The 25,164-nt window shown below is 72.9% G+C and carries 23 protein-coding genes and 2 pseudogenes; 9 read left to right on the top strand and 16 right to left on the bottom strand.

Going from position 1 to position 25,164, the window contains the following annotated elements; genetic code table 11:
• Positions 1–187: 187 nt before the first annotated feature.
• Positions 188–1,381 carry a CapA family protein gene (locus tag ACFV7Q_RS17265; protein ID WP_385429174.1) on the bottom strand — a complete coding sequence of 398 codons (1,194 nt, stop codon included), beginning with the start codon at positions 1,379–1,381 and terminating at the stop codon, positions 188–190.
• Positions 1,382–1,659: 278 nt separating this feature from the next.
• Here ACFV7Q_RS17265 and ACFV7Q_RS17270 point away from each other — a divergent pair, with 278 nt between their 5' ends.
• Positions 1,660–2,205 (top strand): sigma-70 family RNA polymerase sigma factor, encoded by a 546-nt coding sequence (locus ACFV7Q_RS17270; protein WP_385429175.1) that lies wholly within the window; start codon positions 1,660–1,662, stop codon positions 2,203–2,205.
• A gap of 247 nt (positions 2,206–2,452) precedes the next feature.
• Complete coding sequence (locus ACFV7Q_RS17275; RefSeq protein WP_385429265.1) at positions 2,453–2,917, top strand: hypothetical protein; 465 nt, start codon at positions 2,453–2,455, stop codon at positions 2,915–2,917.
• Positions 2,918–2,962: 45 nt separating this feature from the next.
• Here ACFV7Q_RS17275 and ACFV7Q_RS17280 read toward each other — a convergent pair whose 3' ends face one another.
• The 4 genes from ACFV7Q_RS17280 to ACFV7Q_RS17295 form a co-directional block, all read right to left on the bottom strand.
• Positions 2,963–3,364 carry a hypothetical protein gene (locus ACFV7Q_RS17280; protein WP_385429267.1) on the bottom strand — a complete coding sequence of 134 codons (402 nt, stop codon included), beginning with the start codon at positions 3,362–3,364 and terminating at the stop codon, positions 2,963–2,965.
• Between the two features lie 122 nt (positions 3,365–3,486).
• Positions 3,487–4,347 (bottom strand): Fpg/Nei family DNA glycosylase, encoded by an 861-nt coding sequence (locus ACFV7Q_RS17285; RefSeq protein WP_385429177.1) that lies wholly within the window; start codon positions 4,345–4,347, stop codon positions 3,487–3,489.
• 61 nt (positions 4,348–4,408) lie between these two features.
• Positions 4,409–6,472, bottom strand: a complete 2,064-nt coding sequence (locus ACFV7Q_RS17290; protein WP_385429179.1) for a SpoIIE family protein phosphatase — start codon at positions 6,470–6,472, stop codon at positions 4,409–4,411.
• A gap of 7 nt (positions 6,473–6,479) precedes the next feature.
• Positions 6,480–7,793 (bottom strand): DUF6777 domain-containing protein, encoded by a 1,314-nt coding sequence (locus ACFV7Q_RS17295; RefSeq protein ID WP_385429181.1) that lies wholly within the window; start codon positions 7,791–7,793, stop codon positions 6,480–6,482.
• A gap of 179 nt (positions 7,794–7,972) precedes the next feature.
• Between ACFV7Q_RS17295 and ACFV7Q_RS17300 the strand changes: the two genes are divergently transcribed.
• From ACFV7Q_RS17300 to ACFV7Q_RS17310, 3 genes are read left to right on the top strand one after another with little or no spacing between them, the layout of a single operon-like run.
• Entirely contained in the window at positions 7,973–8,911 is a 939-nt protein-coding gene (locus ACFV7Q_RS17300; RefSeq protein WP_385429183.1) for a YndJ family protein, read from the top strand.
• On the top strand, positions 8,908–9,444 hold the full coding sequence (locus tag ACFV7Q_RS17305) for a DUF1990 family protein (protein ID WP_385429185.1): 537 nt from the start codon (positions 8,908–8,910) through the stop codon (positions 9,442–9,444). Before ACFV7Q_RS17300 ends, ACFV7Q_RS17305 begins: the two co-directional genes overlap by 4 nt.
• Positions 9,445–9,472: 28 nt before the next feature.
• Positions 9,473–10,933 carry a lipase maturation factor family protein gene (locus tag ACFV7Q_RS17310; RefSeq protein WP_385429186.1) on the top strand — a complete coding sequence of 487 codons (1,461 nt, stop codon included), beginning with the start codon at positions 9,473–9,475 and terminating at the stop codon, positions 10,931–10,933.
• Here ACFV7Q_RS17310 and ACFV7Q_RS17315 read toward each other — a convergent pair.
• The 3 genes from ACFV7Q_RS17315 to ACFV7Q_RS17325 all read right to left on the bottom strand — a co-directional run bounded on the left by ACFV7Q_RS17315 (position 10,919) and on the right by ACFV7Q_RS17325 (position 14,061).
• Entirely contained in the window at positions 10,919–11,908 is a 990-nt protein-coding gene (locus tag ACFV7Q_RS17315; protein ID WP_385429188.1) for an NAD-dependent epimerase/dehydratase family protein, read from the bottom strand. The two genes, ACFV7Q_RS17310 and ACFV7Q_RS17315, sit on opposite strands and share 15 nt — an antisense overlap.
• Positions 11,909–12,099: 191 nt before the next feature.
• The gene (locus tag ACFV7Q_RS17320) at positions 12,100–12,273 is read right to left on the bottom strand and encodes a hypothetical protein (protein ID WP_385429268.1); all 174 of its coding nucleotides are present in this window, start codon (positions 12,271–12,273) and stop codon (positions 12,100–12,102) included.
• A gap of 306 nt (positions 12,274–12,579) precedes the next feature.
• The gene (locus tag ACFV7Q_RS17325; protein WP_385429190.1) at positions 12,580–14,061 is read right to left on the bottom strand and encodes an SDR family NAD(P)-dependent oxidoreductase; all 1,482 of its coding nucleotides are present in this window, start codon (positions 14,059–14,061) and stop codon (positions 12,580–12,582) included.
• A 273-nt stretch (positions 14,062–14,334) separates the two neighbouring features.
• Between ACFV7Q_RS17325 and ACFV7Q_RS17330 the strand changes: the two are divergent.
• Positions 14,335–15,081 (top strand): annotated as a pseudogene (locus ACFV7Q_RS17330) (DMT family transporter); the annotation flags it as partial.
• A gap of 102 nt (positions 15,082–15,183) precedes the next feature.
• Here the strand turns inward: ACFV7Q_RS17330 and ACFV7Q_RS17335 are convergent.
• On the bottom strand, positions 15,184–16,485 hold the full coding sequence (locus ACFV7Q_RS17335; RefSeq protein WP_385429192.1) for a transglycosylase family protein: 1,302 nt from the start codon (positions 16,483–16,485) through the stop codon (positions 15,184–15,186).
• Between the two features lie 182 nt (positions 16,486–16,667).
• Between ACFV7Q_RS17335 and gndA the strand changes: the two genes are divergently transcribed.
• The gene (gene gndA / locus ACFV7Q_RS17340; RefSeq protein WP_385429194.1) at positions 16,668–18,110 is read left to right on the top strand and encodes an NADP-dependent phosphogluconate dehydrogenase; all 1,443 of its coding nucleotides are present in this window, start codon (positions 16,668–16,670) and stop codon (positions 18,108–18,110) included.
• Positions 18,111–18,524: 414 nt separating this feature from the next.
• Here the strand turns inward: gndA and ACFV7Q_RS17345 are convergent.
• The 3 genes and pseudogenes from ACFV7Q_RS17345 to panD form a co-directional block, all read right to left on the bottom strand.
• Positions 18,525–19,232, bottom strand: a pseudogene (locus ACFV7Q_RS17345) (arylsulfatase).
• Positions 19,229–19,582 carry a GNAT family N-acetyltransferase gene (locus ACFV7Q_RS17350; RefSeq protein WP_385429195.1) on the bottom strand — a complete coding sequence of 118 codons (354 nt, stop codon included), beginning with the start codon at positions 19,580–19,582 and terminating at the stop codon, positions 19,229–19,231. Before ACFV7Q_RS17350 ends, ACFV7Q_RS17345 begins: the two are co-directional and overlap by 4 nt.
• Positions 19,583–19,596: 14 nt before the next feature.
• A complete protein-coding gene (gene panD / locus ACFV7Q_RS17355) occupies positions 19,597–20,016 on the bottom strand; it encodes an aspartate 1-decarboxylase (protein WP_385429197.1) in 420 nt (139 codons plus the stop codon).
• 157 nt (positions 20,017–20,173) lie between these two features.
• Here panD and ACFV7Q_RS17360 point away from each other — a divergent pair, with 157 nt between their 5' ends.
• A complete protein-coding gene (locus ACFV7Q_RS17360; RefSeq protein ID WP_385429198.1) occupies positions 20,174–20,572 on the top strand; it encodes a hypothetical protein in 399 nt (132 codons plus the stop codon).
• Here the strand turns inward: ACFV7Q_RS17360 and ACFV7Q_RS17365 are convergent.
• From ACFV7Q_RS17365 to ACFV7Q_RS17380, 4 genes are all read right to left on the bottom strand, one after another.
• Entirely contained in the window at positions 20,559–21,203 is a 645-nt protein-coding gene (locus ACFV7Q_RS17365) for a DUF305 domain-containing protein (RefSeq protein ID WP_385429200.1), read from the bottom strand. The genes ACFV7Q_RS17360 and ACFV7Q_RS17365 overlap by 14 nt on opposite strands.
• 137 nt (positions 21,204–21,340) lie before the next feature.
• Positions 21,341–21,547: a hypothetical protein gene (locus ACFV7Q_RS17370; protein ID WP_385429201.1), complete on the bottom strand. Its 207-nt coding sequence runs from the start codon at positions 21,545–21,547 to the stop codon at positions 21,341–21,343.
• Between the two features lie 33 nt (positions 21,548–21,580).
• On the bottom strand, positions 21,581–21,826 hold the full coding sequence (locus ACFV7Q_RS17375) for a DUF2933 domain-containing protein (protein ID WP_385429203.1): 246 nt from the start codon (positions 21,824–21,826) through the stop codon (positions 21,581–21,583).
• Positions 21,827–21,874: 48 nt separating this feature from the next.
• Entirely contained in the window at positions 21,875–22,144 is a 270-nt protein-coding gene (locus ACFV7Q_RS17380) for an SHOCT domain-containing protein (protein ID WP_385429205.1), read from the bottom strand.
• A gap of 197 nt (positions 22,145–22,341) precedes the next feature.
• Here ACFV7Q_RS17380 and ACFV7Q_RS17385 point away from each other — a divergent pair, with 197 nt between their 5' ends.
• A complete protein-coding gene (locus ACFV7Q_RS17385) occupies positions 22,342–25,164 on the top strand; it encodes a heavy metal translocating P-type ATPase (protein WP_385429207.1) in 2,823 nt (940 codons plus the stop codon).

Here is a 25,164-nt window from a genome sequence, read left to right on the forward strand (position 1 = left end):
CAGCAGCGTCGGCCAGTTGGACGAGAGGGTTGCCCGCATGGTCAGCCGACCCGCGGTGCCGCCGGTTCGGGCGGTGTGCCGGTCACGGTGCCCGGCGGGCGGTGCCGTGCGGGCGGCCGGGCGGACGGTGCCGTGCGGGCGGCCGGGCGGACGGCCCGGCGGGCCGCCCGTACGTCGCGGTGCTCGCCTACTTGCCCATCGTCAGGCCGCTCTTGGCGGCGCCGCGGGAGAGCACGGCTTCGCCGATGGCGTCCTGGGCGGTGCGGTACCGCTCCTCATCGGGGTCCTCGGCGAGCGCGGCGGGCAGGTTGACGACCTTGCCCGAGGCGAGGTCCATCATCTGCGGGACGAACTCGGCCTTGGTGACCTGCCAGCGCTCCCCGGCCGCGGCCGGCGGTGCGAAGGTGAAGCGGCCGATCGAGCCGTAGTTGCCGCGCAGGTCCCGTGCGCCCGAGTGGTTGAACATCTCGCCGGCGACCTGGTCGCCCATGCCGTAGACGATCCAGGTCCCGTTGACCTTCTCGTACGCCTGCGGGACGTGGGCGTGGGTGCCGAGGATCAGGTCGATGTCGGGGCGGGTGCCGGTCTGCGACGCGGTCAGCGCCCGGCCGAGCGTGAGCTGGCGCTCGTCCGGCTCGGTCTGCCATTCGGTGCCCCAGTGCAGGCTGACGAGGACCACGTCCGCGCCGGCCTTCCGGGCGGCCCGCGCGTCCGCGATGATCTTGTCCTTCTCCATGAGGTTGACGGCCCAGGGCTGCCCCTTCGGCAGCGGGTAGCCGTTGGTGTCGTACGTGTACGCGAGGTGGGCGACCTTCGCGGAGCCCGCCCGGTACACCGTGGGCGTGGCCGCCTCGGCGGCGGTGCGGGCCGAGCCGGCGTGCCCCAGCCCGACCCGGTCGAAGGCGCCGAGGGTGCGCGCGATGCCCTCGGGGCCGGCGTCCAGGGTGTGGTTCGAGGCCGTGGAGCAGCCGTCGTAGCCGGCGTCCCGGAGCCCGTCGGCGACCTGGGGCGGGGAGGTGAAGGCCGGGTAGCCGGTGAAGGGCCCGCCGTCCGGTCCGTAGACGGTCTCCATGTGGCACAGGGCCAGGTCGGCGGCCGAGACCAGCGGTTTGACCCGGGAGAACATCGGCCGGAAGTCGTGGCCCGAGCCGTTGGCGTCGGCCGCGGCGCGCTGGATGATCGAGTCGTGCGGCAGCACGTCGCCGCTGGCGACGAGGGTGAAGCCGCGGGCGGTGCCGTCCGCGCTGGACGGCGGCGGGGCGTGGGGGTTGCCGAGGCGGGCGGGCGGGGCCTCTCCGCGCGCCGAGCAGCCCGCGGCAGCCACTGCGAGAAGGGCCACCGAGAGGAAGGCGAGGGCCCGCCGGGTGCGTGTGGTGGTCATCCGGACCAATCTCCCGTTAGTACGACTATCTGATCATCTTTTACTCCATGGGGGGAGATGCTGCGCGTCCAGGAACGGATCCATCCGCATCCGGCCGAACGGGGGGCCGCGCCGGCAGCCGTTCGCCGCGCCGTTCGACCGTTCGTCGCCGGGTGCGTCCGCTGACCGGCCGACCGTGACGCTTGGGCGCAACGCCCGGGCGTGACGGTTCCCGAGGTGCCCGCCGCAGGTGAGGGTGGGTGCATCAGGACCCCGGCAGCCCCAGGAAGGAGCCACCCGTGCCCCTCTCCCCCACCCTCGCGCGCACCGATCCCGACGCGCTGGCCGAACTCCAGCGCGACCACGGGCGGGCTCTGTTCGGATTCCTGCTCGGCCTCACCGCCGGCGACCCCCAGCGGGCCGAGGACCTCGTCCAGGAGACCCTCGTACGGGCCTGGCAGCACCCCGAGGTCCTGGCGAGCAGCCACGACTCCATGCGCCCCTGGCTGTTCACGGTGGCGCGGCGGCTCGCGATCGACGCCCGCCGGGCCCGCCTGTCCCGGCCGCAGGAGGTGGACGCCGAGTCACTGGAGCAGGCGCCGGCGACCGAGGACGCGGTGGCCGGCTCGGTCATCGCCATCGACGTCCGGCGGGCGGTGGGTTCCCTCGGCCCCGAGCACCGCGCGGTGCTGATGCAGGTCTACTTCCAGGACCGCTCGGTGGCCGAGGCGGCCGCGGAGCTCGGCATCCCCGCCGGCACCGTCAAGTCCCGCACGCACTACGCCCTGCGCGCCCTGCGCAAGGACCTCCAGGGATACGGATACGGCTACGGCCTCGGCGCCTGAGTCCACCCGCGGAATCCCGTGGAATCCCGGAGGAATCACGCGCCGAACGATCCCAATGCATGGGGATCGGACACAAAGCGAACGGAAATCGGCCGCAGACCGTTCAAGTTGAGTAAACAAGCCCCGTCGTGCAAGCCGGTCGGTGAAGGCTCGACGCAGACGGAGGCAAGCTCGACACGCGGGAGAAGGTGGAACGGTGCAGCCCGAGGGTACGAACGGCACCAGTGACGGCGGGCTCGCGGTGCCCATGGCATGGCTCTACGCCGAGTACATCGCCGATGAACTGCTGCGCACGGGACGGCTGATCCCGGTCAGTACCCTGGAGTTCCGTGCCGGGCGCGACACGCTCGCCCTGACCATCTACCTCTCCGACGCCGCCGGCGAGCTCTCCGGGATCCGCGTCGTCTCACAGCTCGACGAGTGGCTCTCGCTGACCGCGTACGGGCACCCCTGGCGCGACTGGGTGCACACCCGGTTCCTCGCGCTGGGCGAGGAGGCCCGGGAAAGCGGTCGCGGCGAGGACCCGGACCTGGAACTGGCCCGGGCGGCCTGGCGCTGGCTCGACAGCACGGAGCTGTTCGCCACCAACCTCGAACCCGGCCGGACCGGCCACGCCGACGGCCCCCAAGCCCTGGACGAGAACGCCCGGGTCTGGACGCCGGCCTGGCAACTAGGACTTCCTCTGGGCCACTTGGCGATGCACCTCTTCTGAGACCGCCGCCCGCGCACGCGCAGCGGTCCGGTGACGCACCGGCCCCTACCCGCGGTCCGGCGGGACCGGGGCCTCGGCCGGATCCGTCACCAGACCGGTGAAGTCGGCCTCGTTGCGCTCGGCCCGGGCCACGTACCAGCGGGCGATCAGCCACAGCACGGGGTAGACCACCAGGCCGAGCACCGCCCACACCAGTGGCCCCGGAGCCGGGCGCGCCAGCGCGAACAGCACGGGCAGCGTCCCGACCAGGAGCGCGAGGACGGCCAACGCGGACAGACCGGCCCGGAGCTGACTGCGCATCAGGGCGCGTACGTAGGTGGCGCCCAGGGTGGTCTGCTCGGAGATCTCCGAGTGGGCCGGGGTGTGCGCGGGCGGCCGGCGGCGGGCGCCGCGCGGCGGGCCCGTGACGGTCTCCCGCCGGGGCGACGGCGGCTGCCCCGGCGGCAGCGGCTGCTCCCGCGGCGGCTGCCCCGGCGGCAGCGGCTGCTCCCGCGGTGGCTGCCCCGGCCAAGGCGGCTGCTCCTGCGACATGCTGCGGGAGTCTACGCAGCCCACGACCACCGGGCAGGTCATTTGAGCAGACGCGACAGCCTGCGGTCGGCGAGCGGCTTGCCGCCGGTCTGGCAGGTGGGGCAGTACTGGAGGGAGGAGTCGGCGAAGGACACCGAGCGGATGGTGTCCCCGCACACCGGGCACGGCTCCCCGTCCCTCCCGTGCACCCGCAGCCCGCTCTTCTTCTCCGCCTTCAGCCCTCCGGCGGCCACCCCGTGGGCGCGTTCCACCGCCTCGCGCAGGGTGCCCCGTACGGCCTCGTACAGTTGGGTGACCTGCTCCTCGTCGAAGGCGGAGGCGAGCTTGAAGGGGGAGACCTTCGCGGCGTGCAGGATCTCGTCGCTGTAGGCGTTGCCGATGCCCGCGATCACGCTCTGGTCGCGCAGGACGCCCTTGATCTGCCGCCGCTCGCCCGCCAGCAGCTGGGCGAACGCATCCCGGTCGAAGGCCTGGGCCAGCGGGTCCGGGCCCAGGCGGGCGATGCCGGGCACCTCCTGCGGGTCGTGGACGACGTGGACGGCGAGGCGTTTTTGGGTACCGGCCTCGGTGAGGTCGAAACCGGCGCCGCCCTCCAGGACCACGCGCAGCGCGAGGGGCCCCTTGCCGGGGCGCGGCGGGCGCTCGGGCACGGCGTCGTGCCAGCGCAGCCAGCCGGCCCGCGCCAGGTGGGTGACCAGATGGAGGTCGCCGATCCGGAGCGCGAGGAACTTCCCGTACCGGGCGGTGGGGCCGGCCGCGTGCCCTTCGAGGGCGGTGAGCGGCGGGTCGTACGTCTTGAGCACGCTGATGGCGAGCGGGAGGACGCGGGCGACCACCTGCCCGGCGAGGTGCTCGTCGAGGAAGTCCCTGAGGGCCTCGACCTCCGGCAGCTCGGGCATGCCCCCAGCCTGACCTCAGGTGCGACGATCCGCGAGCGGACCAGGTCAGGAGACGACCGGGTCAGTCCATCAGGAACTCGCACCACACGCACTTGCCGCTGCCCCGCGACTCCACCCCCCAGGCGCCGGCCAGCCGGTCCACCAGCATCAGTCCGCGACCCGAGACCCCCGAGTCGCCGGCCTCCCGGCGGCGCGGCAGCGCGCTGGAGCGGTCCTCCACCTCCACCCGGAGCCTGCGTTCCGGGCCGGTCAGGACCCGCAGGGTCACGATGGCGGGGCCGTCGGTGTGCATCAGGGCGTTCACGATCAGCTCGTCGGCGACGAGCTCGATCTCGTCGGCCCGCTCCCCCGCGCCCCAGGCCCGGACCGCCGCCCCGATCATGTGGCGGGCGGCGACCAGGGCCTCGGGATCCGCCGGGGCCACGTGCTGCTGGAGCCGGCCGCCCCCCTGGGCGGCCTCCTCCACCCGGCGGCGCAGCAGGAGCAGGGCCATGTCGTCGTCGCCGCCGCGCTCGTCGATGGCTCCGCACAGACGGTCCGCGAGCTGCTGGAGGTCGGCGGGGCCGCTGCGGACCAGGTCGCCTAGCAGCCGCACGCCGTCGTCGAGGTCCGCTCCGGGGTGCTCGACCAGGCCGTCCGTGCACATCAGGAGGGTTTCCCCGGGGTCGAGCTCCACCGTGGTCACCGGGTACTCCAACCGGCCGAACTCTGCCGAGAGGCCCAGTGGCATCCCGCCTTCGGCCGACAGTCGCCGACAGTCCCCGCCCCGGGTGCGCAGCAGCGGGTCGATGTGTCCGGCCCGCACCACCTGCAGGACGCCGGTCGCGAGGTCGGCCTCGACGTAGGTGCAGGTCGCGAAGCGGTCGGTGTCCAACTCGTGCAGGAACACCGAGGCGCGGGCCATGACCGTGCCCGGCGAGTGCCCCTCTGCGGCGTAGGCGCGCAGCACGATCCGCAGCTGGCCCATGACGGCGGCGGCGTGCGTGTCGTGGCCCTGGACGTCGCCGATGACCGCACCGACCCGGCCTCCGGGCAGGGGGATGACGTCGTACCAGTCGCCGCCGATGTCCTGGCCCATCCGGGCGGACCGGTAGCGGACCGCGATCTCGCCTCCGTCGACGGCGGGGATCCGCCGCGGCAGCATGGCCTGTTGGAGCCCCTCCGCGAGATCGTGCTCCTGTTCGAGGAGCATGGCGCGCTGGAGGCTCTGGGCGATGCTGCTGCCCAGCGCGACGAGCAGGTTCCGCTCGTCCTGGGTGAAGCCGTCCTTGTCCTGGTAGAGCAGCCCGATGGCGCCGATGGGGCGGGCCTGGGCGATCAGCGGCAGGTAGGCGGCCGCCGAGATGTCCATGTACGAGATCTTCTGCCAGAGCCCGGGATAGTCCTCGGCGAACTCGTGCGCGGAGTCGAGGAAGCGGGGCTGGAGCGAGCGGACCACCTCGCTCATCGGGTAGTTCTCGTCGATGCGGGTGTAGCGGGTGCCGGGGACGAAGCTGCCTTCCGGGCCCTCGGCCACGAGGTGGATCCGCCCGGCCTCGACCAGGCCCATCACCATGCCCATCGAGCCGAGCCGCTCCAGGCCGTGCGCGTCGCCGATCACGTCGATGACGTCCCGCACGGTCCGGGCGTGGGCGAGGGCGGCGGTGGTGCTCTCGACGACGGAGGTCTGCCGCCGCCGCTCCTCGTCGAGTCCGAGGCGCTCCGCCGAGTGGGTGAGCTCCTCGGTGGCGTCCCGGACGATGCCGATGATCCGGTACGGCCGGCCGTCCCGGTCGCGCATGACGCGGCCCTGGGTGTGGGTCCAGCGCAGCCGCCCGTCGCGGCAGCGGATGCGGAAGTAGGCGCCGTAGCTGTCTTCACCGCTCTTGAGGGTGCTGGAGACGAGGGCGTCGAGCCGGGTGGACTCGGCGTGCGGAACCCGCGGGGCGAGCGATTCGGGCCGTCCGTCGTATTCCTCGGGCAGGGTGTCGAAGACGTCGAGGGCCGCCTCGTCCATGTGCATGACGCCGGCGACGAGGTCCCAGTCGAAACTGCCCATGCGGTTGAGCGAGAGCGACCGGTCCGGGTGTGCGGGCCAGTCGTCCGGCAGCGATACGGTGGTCGGCACCGGTCCACCATGACACACGGGCGGGTCAGGCGCTCTCCAGATCCGGGGCGGTGGCCGGCGAAAGCGCTTGGTCCGGGACGGTGAAGGGATCGCCCTCGAAGGTGTTCCCCTGCGCGGGCTCCTCGTACACGTCGAACGGGTCGTACGGGGCCGGGGGGTCGGCGGGGACGGCCGGATCGGCCGGAACCGCGGGATCGGCCGGGACCGCGGGATCGGCCGGGACCGCCGGATCCATCGGAACCGCGGGATCCGGCGGAACCGCGGGATCCGGCGGAACCGCCGGATCGGCCGGGACCGCGGGGTCGGACGGCCACGGCAGCGAGAGGTCGGGGTCCTGCGGCACCACCGGGTCGGTGGGCTGACCGCCCGGGGGCAGCTCGGGGGGGACCGCGGCGGTGCCGCCCGGCAGGCTCGGCTGCGGACGCGGCGGGGCAGCCGGCGCGTCGGGCCGACCCGGCCCCGACGGCGTGCCCGGGGTGTGGGGCGGGGCGGTCGGTTGCGCGGGAGCCGCCGACGACGGGGAGCCGGCCGGGATGCCGTCCGCCGGGTCGTGCGCGGGCTGCACCGCTGGCGTGCGGTCCTGGGCGCCGTCGTCCCCGGTGCGGCGTTCGATCCAAGTGTTGTCGGCCGTGTTGGCGATGACCAGGCTGCCGAGGAGCTGGGGCGTCGGCTCGATGACGATCACCTGATTGGGCCGGTAGCCGTTCCACTGGTCGCCCTTCAGCACCGGGTTGCCCTTGGGGGCGCGCGGGGCGAGCAGCGGGTTGCCGCAGCCGCAGCGGACCCTGGGCATGCCGGTGCCGTCGACGAGGACGGCGGTCCCGGCCTGGAGGACGGACTGGAAGGCGTACGCGCCGCCGTCACGGAAGCCGTGGTTGGTGACCCGGGTGTCGGCGCGGAGCACCACGGGGGTCAGGCCGCGCACGAACTCGGGGAGCTTCGCCTCCTCGACGGCGGAGATGCTCGCGAACGCACGGACCTTGGCCTCGTCGGCGGTCAGGGCGCGCAGCTGGGCTTCGACGTCGCAACTGCCGAGCCGGCGGGTGCCGCCGTACAGGCCGGGGGTGGCCCCGCTGACGGTGCGCACGCCGCGCCCGGTGGGGTTGGGCACCGGCGGCTGGACGGGGGCGGACTCGCCGACCGCGCTGGAGGGGGTGAAGGGGTCGGGGCCCGCGGTGGCCACGGGCTGGAGGTGGAGGTTCTGACTCTCGGGGCCGGGCGCGCTCGCGGGCTCCTCCTGCCCGCCACAGGCCGCCGCGAGGAGGCCGAGCAGGGTGAAGAGGGCGGCGCGGGCCGGTGTGTGACGGCGCGGCGTCTGACGTGGTGTCGGAACTTGCACGTGATTCTCCCTGTTCGCCCCGGTTGCTCCCTCCTGTCTGCCGTATCCGCGCAGGGGCCGCAACCGGAGCGTCCGGCCACCGCGACCCCAGAATCTTGAACATGTTCAGGAAACCCCGTAAGGTCGCGACCAAGGATTGAACGCGTTCAAAGCGCGTTCGGGTGCGTGGGGAGTCAGCGGTGACGGTACTGGTGAACGTGATCGTGACCCTGGGAATGCTCGGCATCGTCCCCGCCGGCCTACTGCTGATCGACCCGGCCGGGCTGCGCAGGACGGCCCGGATCTGGCCGCTCGCCGCCGCCCCCGGGGCCCTGTGCCTCTGGCTGCCGCGCGGCGCACCCGCCGCGTCGCTCGCCGTCCTGTACGCGGTGGCCGCGCTGGCCCTCGCGGCCCGCGTGCCGGTGCGGCTGCTGCGGGCCCGGGCGCTCGCCCGGAAGCCGACCGGCAGGACCGGCACCCGGGGGACGGACGCCGCGACGGCCGCCAGGACGGACGGGGCGGCTGCCGAGATCGCCGTGCTCACCGCGCTGGCCTCCCCCGCGGTCGCCGCGACCGCCCTGGTCGCCGAGCGCGCGGGATACCGCCTCTTCGGCTTCGACCTGGACGTCCTGGCCCTGACCGTGCCGCACTTCCACTACGCCGGGTTCACCGCCGCCCTGGTCGCCGGGCTGGTGTGCCGGGCCCTCGCCAGCGGGCGCACCGCAGGAGGGCCGCGGCGGGCCCGCCGGGCCCGCTGGGCGGCGTACAGCGTGCCCGGCGGGACCCTGCTGGTCCTCCTCGGCTACTTCGTGGACGACTGGGCGGAGCTGGCGGGCGCGGTGGTGCTGACCGCCGGGATGTGGCTGGTGGCGCTGGTGACCTGGCAGGAGATCCGGCCGACCGGTCCGGACCGGCGCACCAGGTGGTTGCTGGCGGTCTCGGCGGGCGTCCTGGGGGTCACCATGGTGCTCGCCCTGTGGTGGGCGCTCGGCGAGGCCACCGGGATCCCGCACCCCACCTTGACCTGGATGGCCGCGACCCACGGCCTCGGCAACGCGCTCGGCTTCGCCCTGTGCTCGGTACTGGCCTGGCGCCGGCTCACCGCCGGCAGCCCCCAACCGGAGGAGACCACCCCGTGACCCGGATCACCAGCGCGGGCAGGCCCGCGCTCAGTTACCCCGAGCGCGGCGCGACGGCCGGCGGCCGCCCGCTGCCCGCCGGCTACCACCACCTGCACCACCGCACCCGGATCGGCCGGAGCCGGGCCGTCTTCGAGGCCGCCGGGACCGCCGTCACCACCTTCGCCGTCCACCGGGCCTCGGGCGCACGCGTCCGCTGCGGCGACGGCGCCGTCCGGCCCCGGAGCCGCGTGGACGTCGGGATCGGCTGGGGGCCGCTCCGGATCGAGGTCCCGTGCGAGGTGGTCTGGACGGCGTACGGGCCCGCGCGCACGGGGTTCGCGTACGGCACGCTGCCCGGCCACCCGGAGCACGGCGAAGAGGCCTTCCTGGTGCTCCAGGACCCCGACGGCACGGTGTGGTTCGAGGTGACCGCCTTCAGTCGTCCCGCCCGCTGGTACACCCGGCTCGCGGGCCCGCTGGTCCCCTTCCTCCAGCGGTGCTACGCCCGCCGGCTGGGCCGGGTCCTGCGCCGGCTGGCCGCGGCGGCCTGATCGGCCGGATGGCCGGATACTGGAGTCGATGGACTGGTTCACGGCGCCCGGCTACTGGCTGGCCCGGCTGGTCTTCCAGCGGGCCCTGGCCGGCGTCTACCTCTTCGCCTTCCTCGCGGCCGCCCTGCAGTTCCGGGCACTGATCGGGGCGAAGGGCATGCTTCCCGTGCCGCGGTACGTGCGGTACGTTCCCTTCCGGCGCGCCCCGAGCCTGTTCCAACTGCACTACTCCGACCGGTTCTTCGCCGGCTGCGCCTGGGCGGGCGCGGCGCTCGCCGCCGCGCTCGCCGCGGGCGTCGGGGACATGGTGCCTTTGGGCGCGGCGATGGCGATGTGGGCCGTGCTGTGGCTGCTGTACCTGTCGATCGTGAACGTGGGACAGACCTGGTACTCGTTCGGCTGGGAGTCGCTGCTGCTGGAGGTGGGGTTCCTCGCCGTCTTCCTCGGCAACGCCCGGATCGGGCCGCCCGTGCTGATGCTGTGGCTGCTGCGGTGGGTGGTCTTCCGGGTGGAGTTCGGCGCGGGGCTGATCAAGATCCGGGGGGACGCCTGCTGGCGCGAGCTCACCTGCCTGTACTACCACCACGAGACCCAGCCGATGCCGGGGCCGCTGAGCTGGTTCTTCCACCACCTGCCGAGGCCGCTGCACCGGGTGGAGTGCGCCGCGAACCACGTGACGCAACTGCTCGTGCCGGTGCTGCTCTTCACCCCGCAGCCGGTGGCCTCGTACGCGGCGGGGGCCGTCATCGCCACGCAGCTGTGGCTGGTGCTGTCGGGCAACTTCGCCTGGCTGAACTGGCTGACGATCACGCTGGCCGTGTCGGCGGTCGACTTCACGGGGCTCGCGGGGCCGCCGCCGGCCGCGGCCTCGACCGGGGCGCCGCTGTGGTTCGTGGTGCCGGTCTGCGCGGTGACGGTGCTGGTGCTGTGGCTGAGCCGGCATCCGGTGACCAACATGATCTCGCGCCGCCAGGTGATGAACCGCTCGTTCGACTCCCTCCACCTGGTCAACACCTACGGGGCGTTCGGCACGGTGGGCCGGATCCGCGACGAGGTGGTGGTCGAGGGCACCGCGGACCGGGTACCGCGGGAGGACGGCGACTGGCGGGAGTACGGGTTCAAGGGCAAGCCGGGTGACCTGCGGCGGGTCCCGCGCCAGTTCGCGCCGTACCATCTGCGCCTGGACTGGCTGATGTGGTTCGCGGCGCTCTCCCCCGGCTACGCGCACCCCTGGTTCGGCGAGTTCGTCGAGCGGCTGCTGACGGGCGACCGGGACACGCTGCGGCTGATCCGCCACAACCCGTTCCCGGACGCGCCGCCCCACTACGTCCGGGCGCGGGTGTACCGCTACCGGTTCACCTCCTGGCGGGAGCTGCGCGAAACGGGGGCGTGGTGGCACCGCCGGCCGGTACGGGAGTACCTGCCGCCGACCCGTCTCGCGGCGGATCGCGGCTCCGGCGGTGCCGGGGACGGGTCAGAGGCCGAGTAGGGCGGCTTCCCGCTCGGGGTCGATTCCCTTGGCGGAGCGGTCCGGGCGGAGCGGGGGCGGCCCGTCGAGCGACTGCAGCCACGCCCAGGTGTCGGCGACGGTCTCCTCGACCGGGCGGCACTTCAGCCCCGCCGCCAGCGCCCTGGAGATGTCGCCGCCGACCATGAAGTCGTACAGCTCGCCCGGCGGCAGCCAGACGGGCAGTTCCGTCCAGGGTTCGACGCCCGCTGCCGCGATGGCCTCCGGGTCCGTCCAGCGGAGCTCGGCGCGTCCGCCGGTGACGGCCGCGCAGGCTTCCAGGAAGCTGCCCATGGTGGCGTGCCCGAGCGGGGAGACCGCGTTGTAGGGGCCGCCGAGCCCGGCCCGGGCCGCGTCCAGGGTCCAGGCCGCGAGGTCGCGTACGTCGATGTACTGCAGCGCCAGGTCCCGCGGGCCGGGGGCGAGGGTGGGGCCGCCGCGGGCGGTCCGGTCCAGCCACCACGGGAGCCGGCCGACGTTCTCGTACGGGCCCAGGATCAGGCCGGCGCGCACCAGGAGGGCGCGGTCACCGAAGGCGGCCTCGGCGGCGAGCTCGCCACCGCGCTTGTCCTCGGCGTAGGCGGTGGCGTCCGCATCGGGCGAGCCCTCGACCACGGGGCCGTCCTCGGCCATGCCGACCGGGGCCGGGTAGGCGTACACGGAGCGGCTGGAGATGTACGTGTAGTGCCCGGTGCGCCCGGCGAGGAGGCGGGCGGTGTCGCGCACGGCGGTGGGGGCGCCGGACCAGGTGTCGACCACGAGGTCCCACTCCCCCGCGGCGGCGAGGGCGTCCAGTCCGCCGGGCGCGGTGCGGTCGCCGCGCACGGCGCGGACGCCGGGCGGCGGGGCGTGGTGTCCCCGGTGGAAGACGGTGACGTCCCAGCCCCGTCGAAGGGCGTCATCGGTGAGGGCGCGGCCGACGAATTCGGTGCCGCCCAGCATCAGCAGTGTCGTCATGCGGGACAGCGTGCCGCGGGGCGGTCCGGCCGGGGAAGCGGTGATCGCCGTCAGCGATGACGCTCACGGCGTACGCCGAACGGGAACTCCGGGGCCCTGGCCGGGGCCGCGGAGCCGGGGGCCGGGCAGTGCCGCGCCCCCGCTGCCGGGCGGCTCGGGGGCGTGCGGGCGGGCCGGGGGCGACGGGCCGGTCAGTCGATGCCGGGCAGGATGTGGGACTCCGCCAGGTCCTCCTCGTAGCCGGCGAGCCGGATCGGGGCGGAACGCGCCCAGACTTCCAGGCTGCCGAGCTCGTCGGAGTGGGGGCGGACGTGCCAGCCCGTGCGCTCCAGCAGTTCGTCGGACTTCGCCTTCGTGTCTGTCACCGCGCGCTCCTCTGTGTCGCTCGAACCGGCGTCCGAAGTGCGCCGGGGAATGGGGATGAAGGGTTTGCAGACGCGGTGGCGTCATGGTGGAGGCGACCCGGTGGGGTCGTTCTGCTGCCCATCAGATTACACATTTGAGCGCGACCGCGCTCTATAGATTGGCCAAATCCACCCTGACGGCCGGAATTTCCGATCTGTTCAGCCCGTCGTTCCGCCATGTTGTCCGGAGGTACACCACGAAAACGGACACGCTCCGGCCCCTCGGAAGAGGGACCGGAGCGTGTCCGGAGCGGTGCGGGTGCGGGCCTACCAGTTGGCCGTGGAGTAGTCCTTGAGGAAGACGCTGTGCAGGTCCTCGCCGGCCTCGCCGCGGACGATCGGGTCGTAGACCCGGGCCGCGCCGTCGACCAGGTCCAGGGGGGCGTGGAAGCCCTCCTCGGCCAGGCGCAGCTTGTCGAAGTGCGGGCGCTCGTCCGTGATCCAACCGGTGTCGACCGAGGTCATGAGGATGCGGTCGGTCTCGAACATCTCCTGGCCGCTGGTCCGCGTCACCATGTTCATCGCGGCCTTGGCGGCATTGGTGTTCGGGTGACCCGCACCCTTGTAGCCGCGGCTGAACACGCCTTCCATCGCCGAGACGTTGACGACGTACGCACGGCCGCTGGAGGCCTTCCGGGCGGCCTCTGCCATCACCGGTCGGAGCTTGCTGATCAGGATGAACGGCGACGTGTAGTTGCACAGCTGGGTCTCGAGCAGCTCCACCGGGGAGATCTGGTCGATGGTCTGCACCCAGGTGTTGGTCTCGACGACGTCCGGCAGCAGGCCGCCCGCGTCGATGGCGGTGCCGTCGAGGTGGCGTTCGATGCTGGCGTTGCCCGCCACGAGGGCGAGGTCGGCGACCTTCTGGGCCTCCAGCCCGCTCACGCCGACGGGCAGGGCCGCCAGGCCGTCGACCGCGCCGGAGTTGAAGGCGCCGATGACGTGGTGGGCGGGGAGCTCGCCGGCCGGCAGCGGGGCACCCTCCCCCTCGACCAGCGCGGCGTACGCGGTGGGCAGGCGGCGCACGGTCTGCGTCGCGTTGTTGATGAGGATGTCCAGCGGACCGGCCCCGGTCACCTGGTCGGCGAGCGCCACCGCCTGGGCCGGGTCGCGCAGGTCGATGCCGACGACCTCCAGGCGGTGCATCCAGTCCGCCGAGTCCTCCATCGCCTTGAAGCGGCGGATGGCGTCCTTGGGGAAGCGGGTGGTGATCGTGGTGTGGGCGCCGTCGCGCAGCAGCCGCAGCGCGATGTACATGCCGATCTTGGCCCGGCCGCCGGTGAGCAGCGCGCGCTTGCCGGTGAGGTCGGCACGGGCCTCGCGCTTGGCGCGGTTCTCCAGGGCGCACTCGGGGCAGAGCTGGTGGTAGAAGTAGTCGACCTCGACGTACCGCGTCTTGCAGACGTAGCAGGAGCGCGGGCGCTGGAGTATTCCGGCGATCCGGCCCGCCTCGGTGATCGAGGAGGGCAGGATGCCCTCGGTCTCGTCGTCGATGCGCTGCGCGGAGCCGGTGGCGGTGGACTCGGTCACGGCCTTGTCGTTGGCGGTCTTGGCGGCGCGGCGCTCCTGACGGCGGCGCTGCTTGACCGTCCGGTAGATGCCGGCGGTGGCCCGGCGCACGGCGATCGCGTCGGGGTGGTCGACCTCCAGTGTGTCGAGCTCTTCCAGCACGCTGAGGCAGACGGCCATGCGCTCCGGGTCGATGCCCGGCCCGTATTCCTGGTTCTCTTCGGTCTCGGTCACCGTCATGGCCGCTGCCGTTCCTTGATCACTCGTCCGCGTCCGCCTGCTGCGGAAGTCCCCAAAGCGGCAACTGTACGGATCCGACACGCCCGGAAACAAACCCGTCGGCCGCACTCTCACGCACCGCGAGCGGACCGTCACGCAGGGCGCGGCCCCGGACGTACTCCGTGCGCAGTGCGCGGGCCGCTGCGTCCTGCTTCGGGAGTACGCCCGGGGCGGGATGGATGCCCGCCTGTGGAGGGAGGAAATGGCCGGTGTGGGTGGGGCATCGTGGAGTTCATGGATGCCCTGGTGCTGTCGGTTCTGCTCTGCCTGGTGTCGGCCGTCGCGTACGCGGGGGGCGCGATCGTCCAGGAGCGGGTGGCGGAGGGCACCCCGGACCGGCCGTACGCCCCGCTGCGGCGGCCGGCATGGTGGGCTGCGGTCGCGCTGAACGGCCTCGGCGCGCTCCTGCACGTCGTGGCGCTCGCGTACGGGCCGCTCAGCCTGGTGCAGCCGCTCGGCGCGCTCACCATCGTCTTCGCACTGCCGATGGCTGCCGTCTTCGTGCACCGCCGGGCGGGGGCGGCCGTCTGGCGCGGCGCGGTCGTGACGACGGTGGGACTGGCCGGGTTGCTGGCCCTGACCGGCGGGGACGGGGGCCGGCTGCCCGCGGGCCGGGAGCAGGTCCTGCTGCTGGCGGTGACCGGCGCCGCGGTGGCGGCGCTGTTCCTGGCGGCGCACCGGATGCGGCGGGCGGTGCTGCGCAGCGTGCTGCTGGCCGCGGCGGCCGGTACGTCCTTCGGCATGGCCTCGGTGTTCACCAAATCGGTGGCCGAGGGGGTCACCGCGGGAGTGGCGGTCCCCGCGGGGCCCGGAGGGCCGCTGTGGCCGGAGCTGGCGGCGATCGCGGTGCTCGCGTCCGGCGGCCTGCTGCTGTCCCAGGCGGCCTACCGGGGTGCCGGGCTGACCGCGCCGCTGGCCACGGTGACCGTGGTCAATCCCGTGGTCGCCGCGGCGGTCGGCATGATGCTGTTCGGCGAGGGCTTCCGGCACGGGACGGCGGGCGGGGCGGCTGCCCTGGCGAGCGCGGCGCTGGCGGCGGCCGGCCTCGTGGTGCTCACGGCCGTGCCGCCGCAGGCGCGCGGGTCAGATGCCCACCCCGTGGGAGCGGAGGTACTTCAGCGGGTCGATGTCGGAGCCGTAGCCGGGTGTGGCGCGGATCTCGAAGTGCAGGTGCGGCCCGGAGGAGTTCCCCGTGGACCCGGAGCGGCCGATCCGCTGGCCGCCGGAGACCTGCTGCCCGTCCTTGACCCCGAGCGCGGACAGGTGGGCGTACTGGGAGTAGCGGCCGTCCGCGTGCCGGATGACGACCTGGTAGCCGTACGCCCCGGCCCAGCCCGCGGAGACGACCTGGCCGGGGCCGACCGCCTTGACGGCGGTGCCGGTGGCGACCGGGAAGTCGACGCCCGTGTGGTAGCCGCTGGACCAGGCGGAGCCGGCCTTGCGGTAGGCGGTGCCGATGGCGGCGTCGACGGGGGCGGTGAAGCCGCTCGCGGCCGGCTGCTGCGGCGCTGAGGCCGGCTTCTCGGCGGGCTTGGGCTTGGCGGCCGGCTGGGCGGCCTGACCGCCGGCGGGCCCGGGGGCCTGCCGCCCGGCGGGCTTCGCCGCGGGTTTCCCGGCGGGCTTCTCCGCGGGCCGCTCCGGGGTCGCCCGCTCCGCCGGTGCCACGGGCTTGACCGGCTCGGCGGTCCGCGGCGGCTTCTCCGGGTTCTGGGCGGGCGGGGCGGCGGTGATGCGCAGGGTGAGCCGCTGCCCGGGGAAGATCAGGTTCGGGTTGCTGCCGACGGTGGTCCGGTTGGTCTCGTACAGCGCCTGCCAGCCGCCCTCGACGTGCTGGCGCGTGGCGATCGACGAGAGCGAGTCGCCGGGCGCGACCACGTACGGGTTCGGCAGGACCGAGGTGCCGGTCGGGCGGGGCTCGGTGGCCGGCCGGTCGCCCACCGGTGCCTGCGGCGCCTGGACGGTGACGACCTGGTTCTGCGGCTTCAGGTCGGGCGCGGGGCCGCCGCGGTCGAGCCCCGCCTGCTTCCCGCACGTCGGCCAGGCCTGCGGGCCCTGGCTCTTCAGGACCTTCTCCGCGACCGCGATCTGCTGTTCCCTGGTGGCCCGGTCGGCGCGGGGGGCGTACACCGTGCCGCCGAACGCGCGCCAGGTGCTCTGGCTGAACTGCAGCCCGCCGTAGTAGCCGTTGCCGGTGTTGGTGTGCCAGTCGTTCGTGGACTCGCAGTCCGCGACCTTGTTCCAGGTGTCCACCGATGCGGCGTGCGCGGTTCCCGCACCGGCTCCGATGAGAGGGAGCGCGATGCCGGCCCCGCCGGCGGTGACGGCGAGCGACGCGCGGTTGATGCTGCTCGGCTGGTACCGGCGGTGCCGGCCCCGTACCCCCATGGAAGCCCCCTCCAAGACATCAGGAATCCCACAACTTAACGTCGCGCCCAAGCCCTGACAAGGGGCGCAACCAGGCGCACGGACGGGCAAGTTGACATTGTTTTGTGAGTAGAAAGATCCGTGGGCGTCCGCGCCGGGGTAGCGTCGGGGCCCCGCACGTCGAAGCACTCAGGAGCGCACGCATGAGCAGCACGGCCCAGATCGGTGTCACCGGGCTTGCGGTGATGGGCAGCAACCTCGCCAGGAACTTCGCCCGCAACGGGTTCACCGTCGCCGTCCACAACCGCACGTCCGCCAAGACCGTGGCGTTGGTGGAGGAGTTCGGGCACGAGGGGTCCTTCGTCGCCGCCGGGTCCGCGAAGGAGTTCGTGGACGCGCTGGAGCGGCCGCGTCGCCTGATCGTCATGGTGAAGGCCGGAGAGCCGACCGACGCCGTGATCCGCGAGTTCGCCCCGCTGCTGGAGCCGGGCGACGTCATCATCGACGGCGGCAACGCGCACTTCGAGGACACCCGTCGCCGCGAGCGCGAACTGCGGGAGCAGGGGATCCACTTCGTGGGGGTGGGGATCTCGGGCGGCGAGGAGGGCGCGCTGCTCGGGCCGAGCATCATGCCCGGCGGCTCCGAGGAGTCGTACGCCTCCCTGGGCCCGCTGCTGGAGAAGATCGCCGCGAAGGCCGCCGACGGAACGCCGTGCACCTCGCACATGGGTCCCGACGGTGCCGGGCACTTCGTGAAGATGGTGCACAACGGCATCGAGTACGCCGACATGCAGCTCATCGCCGAGGCCTACCACCTGCTGCGCGAGGTCGCCGGCTACTCCCCCGCCCGGATCGCGGAGACCTTCCGGACCTGGAACCGGGGCCGGCTCGACTCGTACCTGATCGAGATCACGGCGGAGGTGCTCGCGCACACGGACTCCGCGACCGGGCGCCCGTACGTCGACGTCGTGGCGGACGCGGCGGAGCAGAAGGGCACCGGCCGCTGGACCGTGCAGACCGCCCTGGACCTGGGGGTGCCGGTGTCGGGGATCGCCGAGGCGGTCTTCGCCCGCGCGGTCTCGGGCCACGCAGAGCTGCGCACGGCCTCCCGGGGGCTCGCGGGTCCTTCAACGGTGGCGCTGCCGGCCGCGGAGGCGGACGCGTTCGCCGCCCGGGTCGAACAGGCGCTGTACGCCTCGAAGATCGTCTCGTACACCCAGGGGTTCCACCAGATCCAGGCGGGCAGCCAGGAGTACGGCTGGGACATCGACCTGGGCGCGGTGGCCTCGCTCTGGCGGGGCGGCTGCATCATCCGCGCCGCGTTCTTGGACCGCATCCGGGCGGCGTACGACGCGCGGCCGGGCCTGCCGAGCCTGCTGGCGGACGAGGGCTTCGCGACGGAGATCGGCGCGGCCCAGGACGACTGGCGGGCCGTGGTGACGGCGGCGGTCTCCCACGGCATCCCGGTGCCGGCGTTCGGGGCCTCGCTGGCCTACTACGACGCGCTGCGCGCGGAGCGGCTCCCGGCGGCGCTCACCCAGGGCCAGCGGGACTTCTTCGGGGCGCACACGTACCGGCGCACGGACCGGGAGGGGTCGTTCCACACCCTCTGGAGCGGCGACCGTTCGGAGGTCCGCACGGCCTGACCCGGCCGCGGGGCGGCGCCGGCGGCCGGGCCGTCGGCCGGCGGCGTCAGCTCAGCGGACCGGGCTGCGGGACGGGCGCGGGCCCGGGCGGCGGGGGCACCGGATCCGGCTCGGGGACGGGACCGGGCACCGGCGGAACCGGCCGCGGGATGGGCTCGGGATCCGGGAAGGGGCTCGGGCCGGGGACCGGCGGCGGCTCGGGCACGGGCGGCTGCGTGTCCTCGGCACGTGCACCGTGTGCACCCTGTGCACCTTGCATGTCTTGCACCATATGCCTCACCTTCCCGCGATCCGGGTGGTTACGCCTCCGGGGGCCTGTGCCCCGGCAGCCTGCTGCTACCGGGGCGCGCCCGCCGGGGCACGGGCCCGTGCCGGTGCGTTCCGGGCCCGTCCGGCTGCGCCTCCCGTGCCGGATCAGCGGCCCCGGGACCGGGCCCGCCCCGATGCCCGCGACGGTGCCGCGGAAGGCCACGACCCCGCCGCCCGCATCGAGAACAGCTTCCCGGCGGCGGCAGCGAGCCCTGCGGCCAACGCCGGGGACGGGCTGGAGAGCACCGGCACCGGCACGGGCGTGGCGGCGAGGGCGGCGACACCTGCCACGGAGGCCTGGGCGAGCACGATGGCGTCCGTGCCCACCACGCGGTCGGCGGCCCCGGCCGCCAGGGACAGGTACCCGGCGGTGTCCCCCGCCTCGAAGCGCTCCCAGGCCCCGGCGACGACGCGGGACGTTATCTCCGCGGCCCGGCCGCTGGAGCGGACCTCCACGGCCAGCAGGGCGGCGGTCGGCCCGGGCGCGGACGCCAGGGCCGCCAGTACAGTGATCCCCGCGCCGGTGCGGACGGCGGCCGCGGCCATCGGCCGGTCGACCCGCAGCACCGGCACCCGCAGCTCCCCGGCCAGGACTCCGCGACCGCTCCGATCGTCGAGCAGGTCACGAGCACCGGGCCGGCGGAGCCCGCCAGCCGCGCCCGCAGCTGCGGGGCCATGGCGCGCGAGCGCGTTCCATCAGCTCCGGCACCACGAGGTGGCGCAGCACGCCCCCCGGGTGGTCTCCCGGTCCCGCAGGGCGTCGAAGACGGGGACGTGGACCGGGGAGGTGAGCAGCAGGGTCAGGCCCGTCACCCCAGGTCGGGGCTGGCGTCCAGCTGCGCCCGGGCCGCGGCGACGACCTCGGCGGGCGCCGCGGGCGCCTGCTCGGGGTGCCGGGCGGCCCAGCTCGCGGCGTAGGGGCAGAGCGGGACCACGGGCACCCCTACCTCGGCGGCGATCCCGTAGAAGGCCCGGACCAGGTCGCCCGCGATGCCCCGGCCCTCGTGGCCGGGCTCGACGACGGTGTGCACGGCCACCAGCGCGCCGGGCTCCCGGTCGAGCACGAAGTACGCGATGAGGCCGACGGCCTCCCCGTTCTCGAGGGCGAGCAGCCTTCCGGCCTCCCGCTGGTCCTCGAACTCGATCGACCCGGCCTGCGTCATGGTCCCGACTCCTCTCAGACAGCCACCGCGTGGGGGCTGCGCTCCTGGTCCGTCCCCGGCACCGGCGCGGACGGGTCCGCGCCCAGCTCGACGATGCGGTTCTGCGCGTCCACGTGCACGACGCGCGGCGTGAACGTCCTGGCCTCGGCGTCCTCGACCTGCGCGTAGCTGATGAGGATGACCAGGTCACCCGGGTGCACGAGGTGCGCGGCGGCGCCGTTGATCCCGATGACCCCGGACCCCCGCTCGCCCTCGATGACGTACGTCTCCAGCCTCGCCCCGTTGGTGATGTCGACGATGTGGACGAGCTCCCCGGGCAGCAGATCGGCGGCATCGAGCAGATCGGCGTCGATGGTCACGGAACCGACGTAGTGCAGATCGGCCTGCGTGACAGTGGCCCGGTGGATCTTGGACTTGATCATGGTGCGCAGCAATTTGAGCTCCTAGAAGACGGCTCCCTGCCAGCTTTCTGCAGGTCAAGGGCGTTCTGCACTCTACACCGGGAGGCGTCAGATCGGAGATCCTGGGGAAAATCGACTGCCTCTGACGAGAAGGCTCCTGGCCTGCCCTTCCGTGGGCACCACGGCTGCTGTGACGCTGCCGACCAGCGTTGCATCGGACAGCCGCTTCGGAATGTGGGAGACCGATGCTGACCAGATGCTGACTTGCCTGACGATACGTCACGCAGATTGGGAGGGCTCAGGCGGACTCGCTTCCCCCGGAGGCACCTCAAACTTGCCCACCGCGATCAAGCAACCGGTCATCGCAGGGCAGGTCGTACCCTATGCATCCGGCTGTGGCAACGACCTCGCCGAGGAGGAACTCTCACCGCTCGAAACGACCCCGGCGCCAATGTGGCGACCGTCCAGCGCGCATCTGACCGAGCTCGGCATCCCGAAGACCTGCAAGAACCTCTCGGTCGCCAGCCCCCGCGGCCACGACACGAACGCGCCCACTCTGACGAAGGCCGGTCGCATCAGCGGGTGTTGAGCATGGCGCGCATCTGCACGATTTCGGCGGTCTGGGTCCTGATGATGTCGGTGGCGAGGTCCTTTGCGGGCCCGTAGGAACCTTGCCGCAGCTCCTTCTTGGCCATGTCGATGGCGTCTTCGTGGTGTTCGATCATCATCGTCAGGAACATGGTGTCGAAGGACCGGCCCGAAGCGTGGTCGAGCTTCGTCATCCGGTGGTCGTCCATCATGCCGGGCGTGGACGTGGTGTCGTCGTGCCCCATGCCAGGCATGTCCTGCATACCGCCCATTCCTTCAGGCACCTTTTCGCCCCATGCCTTCAGCCAGCTCGCCATCGTCTCGATCTCCGGCGTCTGCGCCTTCTCGATCCTGTCGGCGAGAGCCTCGACCTCACCGGAAGACGAGTGGCTGCGGACCATCTGCGCCATCACGACGGCTTGTCGGTGGTGAGGGATCATCTGCTGGGCGAACGTGACGTCGGCCTGATTGTGTTCGTCGGCTGTGGTGGCAGGGCTCACCGTCGCGGTGGTGGTGGCGGGCATTGCGGGGGACGCCGCTGTGATGCCACCGGTGGTGGCCAGAACGAGTGCGGCCGCTGCGGCCACGCCGGTCAGGGCGGCACGGCGGGCATTGAGTCGGATGGTGCTCATCGTTGTGCATCTCCTGCTATGGCCGGCGGGCGGACCCGCCGGTGCAGCGGAATTCGGAGTGGAAGCAGCCAGTTGAATAGAACGGACAGAGTGCGGTTGACGACGATCAGCGGCCACAGGATGTGTGGCGTTGGCACTCACCTGCTCCCGGCCAGTGCCCGCGGGGCGCAGTGCGGTGCCCGTGAGCCAGCACACCGCTCGGCGGCCTCCAGGCCAGCCCGCCGTCCGCGCAGCCGGGCGAGCGGCGGCATCCGGCACTCGCGGGGAGTGATCAGGCGGGCGGTGTCGTAGACGAGGCCCGCCAGGATCAGCGCGGCGGCGAGGACGGCTATCAGGGCGGCCATGGCCATCGCCTGCTTGGTTTCACCGGCCGTGCGTCAGACGCGGCCGGGCCCCGTCGGGTGGTCGTGTCTGTCCAGTTGGTCCTTGTTCGGGGAGTCGTGGTGGTCGGCGTGGCCGTCGGTGTCGTGCATGCCGCGCATCATGAAGAACATCATCAGCGGGCAGGCGGCGACGAGAACCAGCCAGGCGAGCGTCCCGAGCGGCACGCCGAGTGCCAGGGCGCCGACGAACGCGATCGCGGCAGCAAGGGCGTACAGCCCGTAGTTGCGGTTGGAGTTCACGGTGGCCTCCCTCGAAGCGATGGAATCGCCCACGTGCGGGCGATTCGGTTACGGAGCGTTCGGCGGGCTGGTGCGGAGGGCGGCGAAACGGCGCTGGTACTCGTCTTCGTCGACCTCCCCGCGGGCCAGGCGCTGGGCGAGGATCTGCTCGGGGGTCGGCGCGGCGGGGGCGGGGCCGTGGATGTGCTCGTAGGGGCGGTTCAGAGCCTTGAAGAGGAGTACCGCCGCCGTGATGATCAGCGCCCAGAAGAGGATCATGCTGGCCGTCATCGCGAACCAGCCCCACCCACTGACATCGTGGTCGTACCAGAACATCATCACTACTCACCTGCCCGACCGGCCCGGGTATGGGCCAGACCCACGAGGCTTGTCTGGCTACTGGCATCATCCGGCCGCCACTGGGGCGAGGGCTGGAGCCGAATGGTCCCCTGCCGGGGCCGAGTGGTCCCCACTCGCAACCGCTGGGGGTGGGCGCATGCTGGAAGGGACGATGCCGAGCAGGGAGGCGATGGCCCATGGGTGCCGTCGATGTCACTGTCATCGTGGCCGCTGTGGTGTTGATCGGTGGCCTGGGCTGGTACTTCTTCGGCCCGCGCCGCGCCGGGGCCACCCGGCTCGAGGGCGGGGTGCAGCGGCTGGACGTGACCGTGCGGGGCGGCTACAGCCCGAACCTGATCAAGGTCCGCCAGGGTGTGCCGCTGGAGCTGGTCTTCGACCGGCAGGAATCCGGTGAGTGCACCTCCCGGGTCGTCTTCCCCGAGCTGCGGGTCAGCGCGGGGCTGCCCGCCAACACCCGCACCGCCGTGCATCTGATGCCGGACCGTGCGGGGACGTTCGGCTTCGCCTGCGGCATGAACATGATCCACGGCACGCTGCTCGTCGAACCGGACGGGCAGCCCGGCACCGCGTCGCCATCCGCGTCCGGCCCCAGCACCGCCACCGCGCGTGACGGCGGCCCACCGCCCGCAGTGGAGCGGTCGGCGGCCGAGTCGGAGGCTGCGGACGTCGCCGAGCGCCAGGCCGAGATCAGGGATCTGACCCGCCGGGTCGTCCTCGGGGCGGTGCTGACCGCGCCGGTGCTCTTCGCCGTGATGGCGCACGAGCTGTTCGGGGCGAACTGGGTACCGGAATGGATGCTGAACCACTGGCTGCAGCTGGCGCTGATCACTCCGGTGATGTTCTACACCGGGTGGCCGATCCACGTGACGGGATGGCTGGCCCTGCGCCACCGGTCCGCCGACATGAACTCCCTCATCACGCTCGGTACGAGTGCCGCGTACGGCTACAGCCTGCTGGTCACCGTTGCCCCCGGTCTGCTTCCGGAGGACGTGCGCGAGGTCTACTTCGAAGCGGTGGGTGTGATCCTGACGCTGATCCTGCTCGGCCGCCTCCTGGAGGCCCGCGCGAAGGCGGGCACTGGGGAGGCCATCCGCGCCCTGGTCGGCCTGCAGGCCCGCACCGCCCGCGTCATACGGGACGGCGCGGAGTCCGAGATCCCCGTCGAGGACGTCGCGGTCGGCGACGAAGTCGTCATCCGGCCCGGCGAGAAGATCCCCGTCGACGCCGAAGTCCTGTCCGGCTCGTCCGCCGTCGACGAGTCGATGGTGACCGGCGAGCCCATGCCGGTGACCAAACGGGCCGGCGACACCGTCATCGGCGCGACCGTCAACGGCACTGGGTCCCTGCGCGTGCGGGCGGCCAAGGTCGGCGCGGACACGATGCTCGCCCAGATCATCCGCCTCGTCCAGACCGCACAGGCCTCCAAGGCCCCCATCCAGCGCCTCGCCGACGCGGTCTCCGCCTACTTCGTGCCCGCGGTGATCGCCATAGCCATCGCCACGTTCGCCGTCTGGTTCACCATCGGACCGGCTCCGGCCCTCACCCTGGGCCTGGTCTCCGCAGTCGCCGTACTGATCATCGCCTGCCCCTGCGCCCTCGGGCTGGCCACCCCGCTGTCGGTCATGGTCGGCACTGGCAAGGGCGCCCAGGCCGGCATCCTCATCCGTTCCGCCGAAGCCCTGGAAACCGCCCACAAGCTCGACACGGTCGTACTCGACAAGACCGGCACTGTCACCGAAGGCCGACCCGTCCTCACCGACATCCACACCGCGGACGCTTTCGACGAGAACATGCTGTTGCAGCTGGTGGCAGCTGCCGAAGAGACGAGCGAGCACCCCTTGGCGCAGGCCATCGTCGCTGGCAGCCGTGAGCGCGGGCTGACCTGGCAAGCCTCGACCGACTTCGACTCCGTCACCGGCAAAGGCGTCCGGGCAGAAGTCGACGGTCACACCGTCTTCGTGGGCACCAAACTGCTCCTGGCAGAAGCCGGCATCGATTCCACCACCCTCGCACCGCACCTCGCCCGGCTCTCCGCCGAGGGCAAGACACCGGTGCTCGCCGGAATCGACGGCCGCCCCGCCGGAGTGCTCGCCGTCGCCGACACCGTCAAGGACGACTCCACGGCCGCCATCGCCGCCCTGCAAAACCTCGGCATCGAGGTCGTGATGCTCACGGGCGACAACGCCCGCACCGCCGCCGCGATCGCTGGCCAGGTCGGCATCACCCGCGTGCTCGCCGAGGTACTGCCCGAGCACAAGGCCGACGAAATCCGCCGCCTGCAGGGCGAAGGCCGCACCGTCGGCATGGTCGGCGACGGCATCAACGACGCCCCCGCCCTGGCCGCCGCCGATGTCGGCCTGGCCATCGGCACCGGCACGGATGTCGCCATCGAAGCCGCCGACATCACACTCATCTCCGGCTCCCTCACCGGAGTCGTCACCGCCATCCGCCTCTCTCGCGCCACCATGCGCAACATCCGGCAGAACCTGTTCTTCGCGCTCATCTACAACGCCATCGGCATCCCCCTCGCCGCAGGCGTCCTCTACCCCCTCTGGGGAATCCGTCTCAGCCCCATCATCGCCGCTGCAGCCATGGCCCTGTCTTCGCTGTCCGTCGTTGCCAACGCCTCCCGGCTGCGCCGCTGGCACCCCACCCCGCTCCCGCACACCCAGCCCGCACGCACCGAGCCCCGAGTCGAAACGCCTGCCGACCACAGGTCGACGGCGGACGGCCCTTCGGAGGCCGAGCCCCACCAGGCACACGGCAACGAGCAGCATCGGCACCCAGACTCGGCCCGGACCGCCGAAGAGGTCGTGGACCCCGTGTGCGGCATGCGCCTGGATCCGGCCCACGCCGCGGAACGCAGGACGACCAGCGCGGGCACCTACTACTTCTGCTCCGCCCACTGTGCTGCGGCTTTCGACGCCCGCCAGTCCCCATCCGATGCTTCAACGACCGGCGGCGCCTCCACCGGGAGGCCGCCGAACCCTCCGACGTGA

This window comes from Streptomyces sp. NPDC059851, assembly GCF_042732005.1.
In the GTDB taxonomy this organism is placed as follows: Bacteria; Actinomycetota; Actinomycetes; order Streptomycetales; family Streptomycetaceae; genus Streptomyces.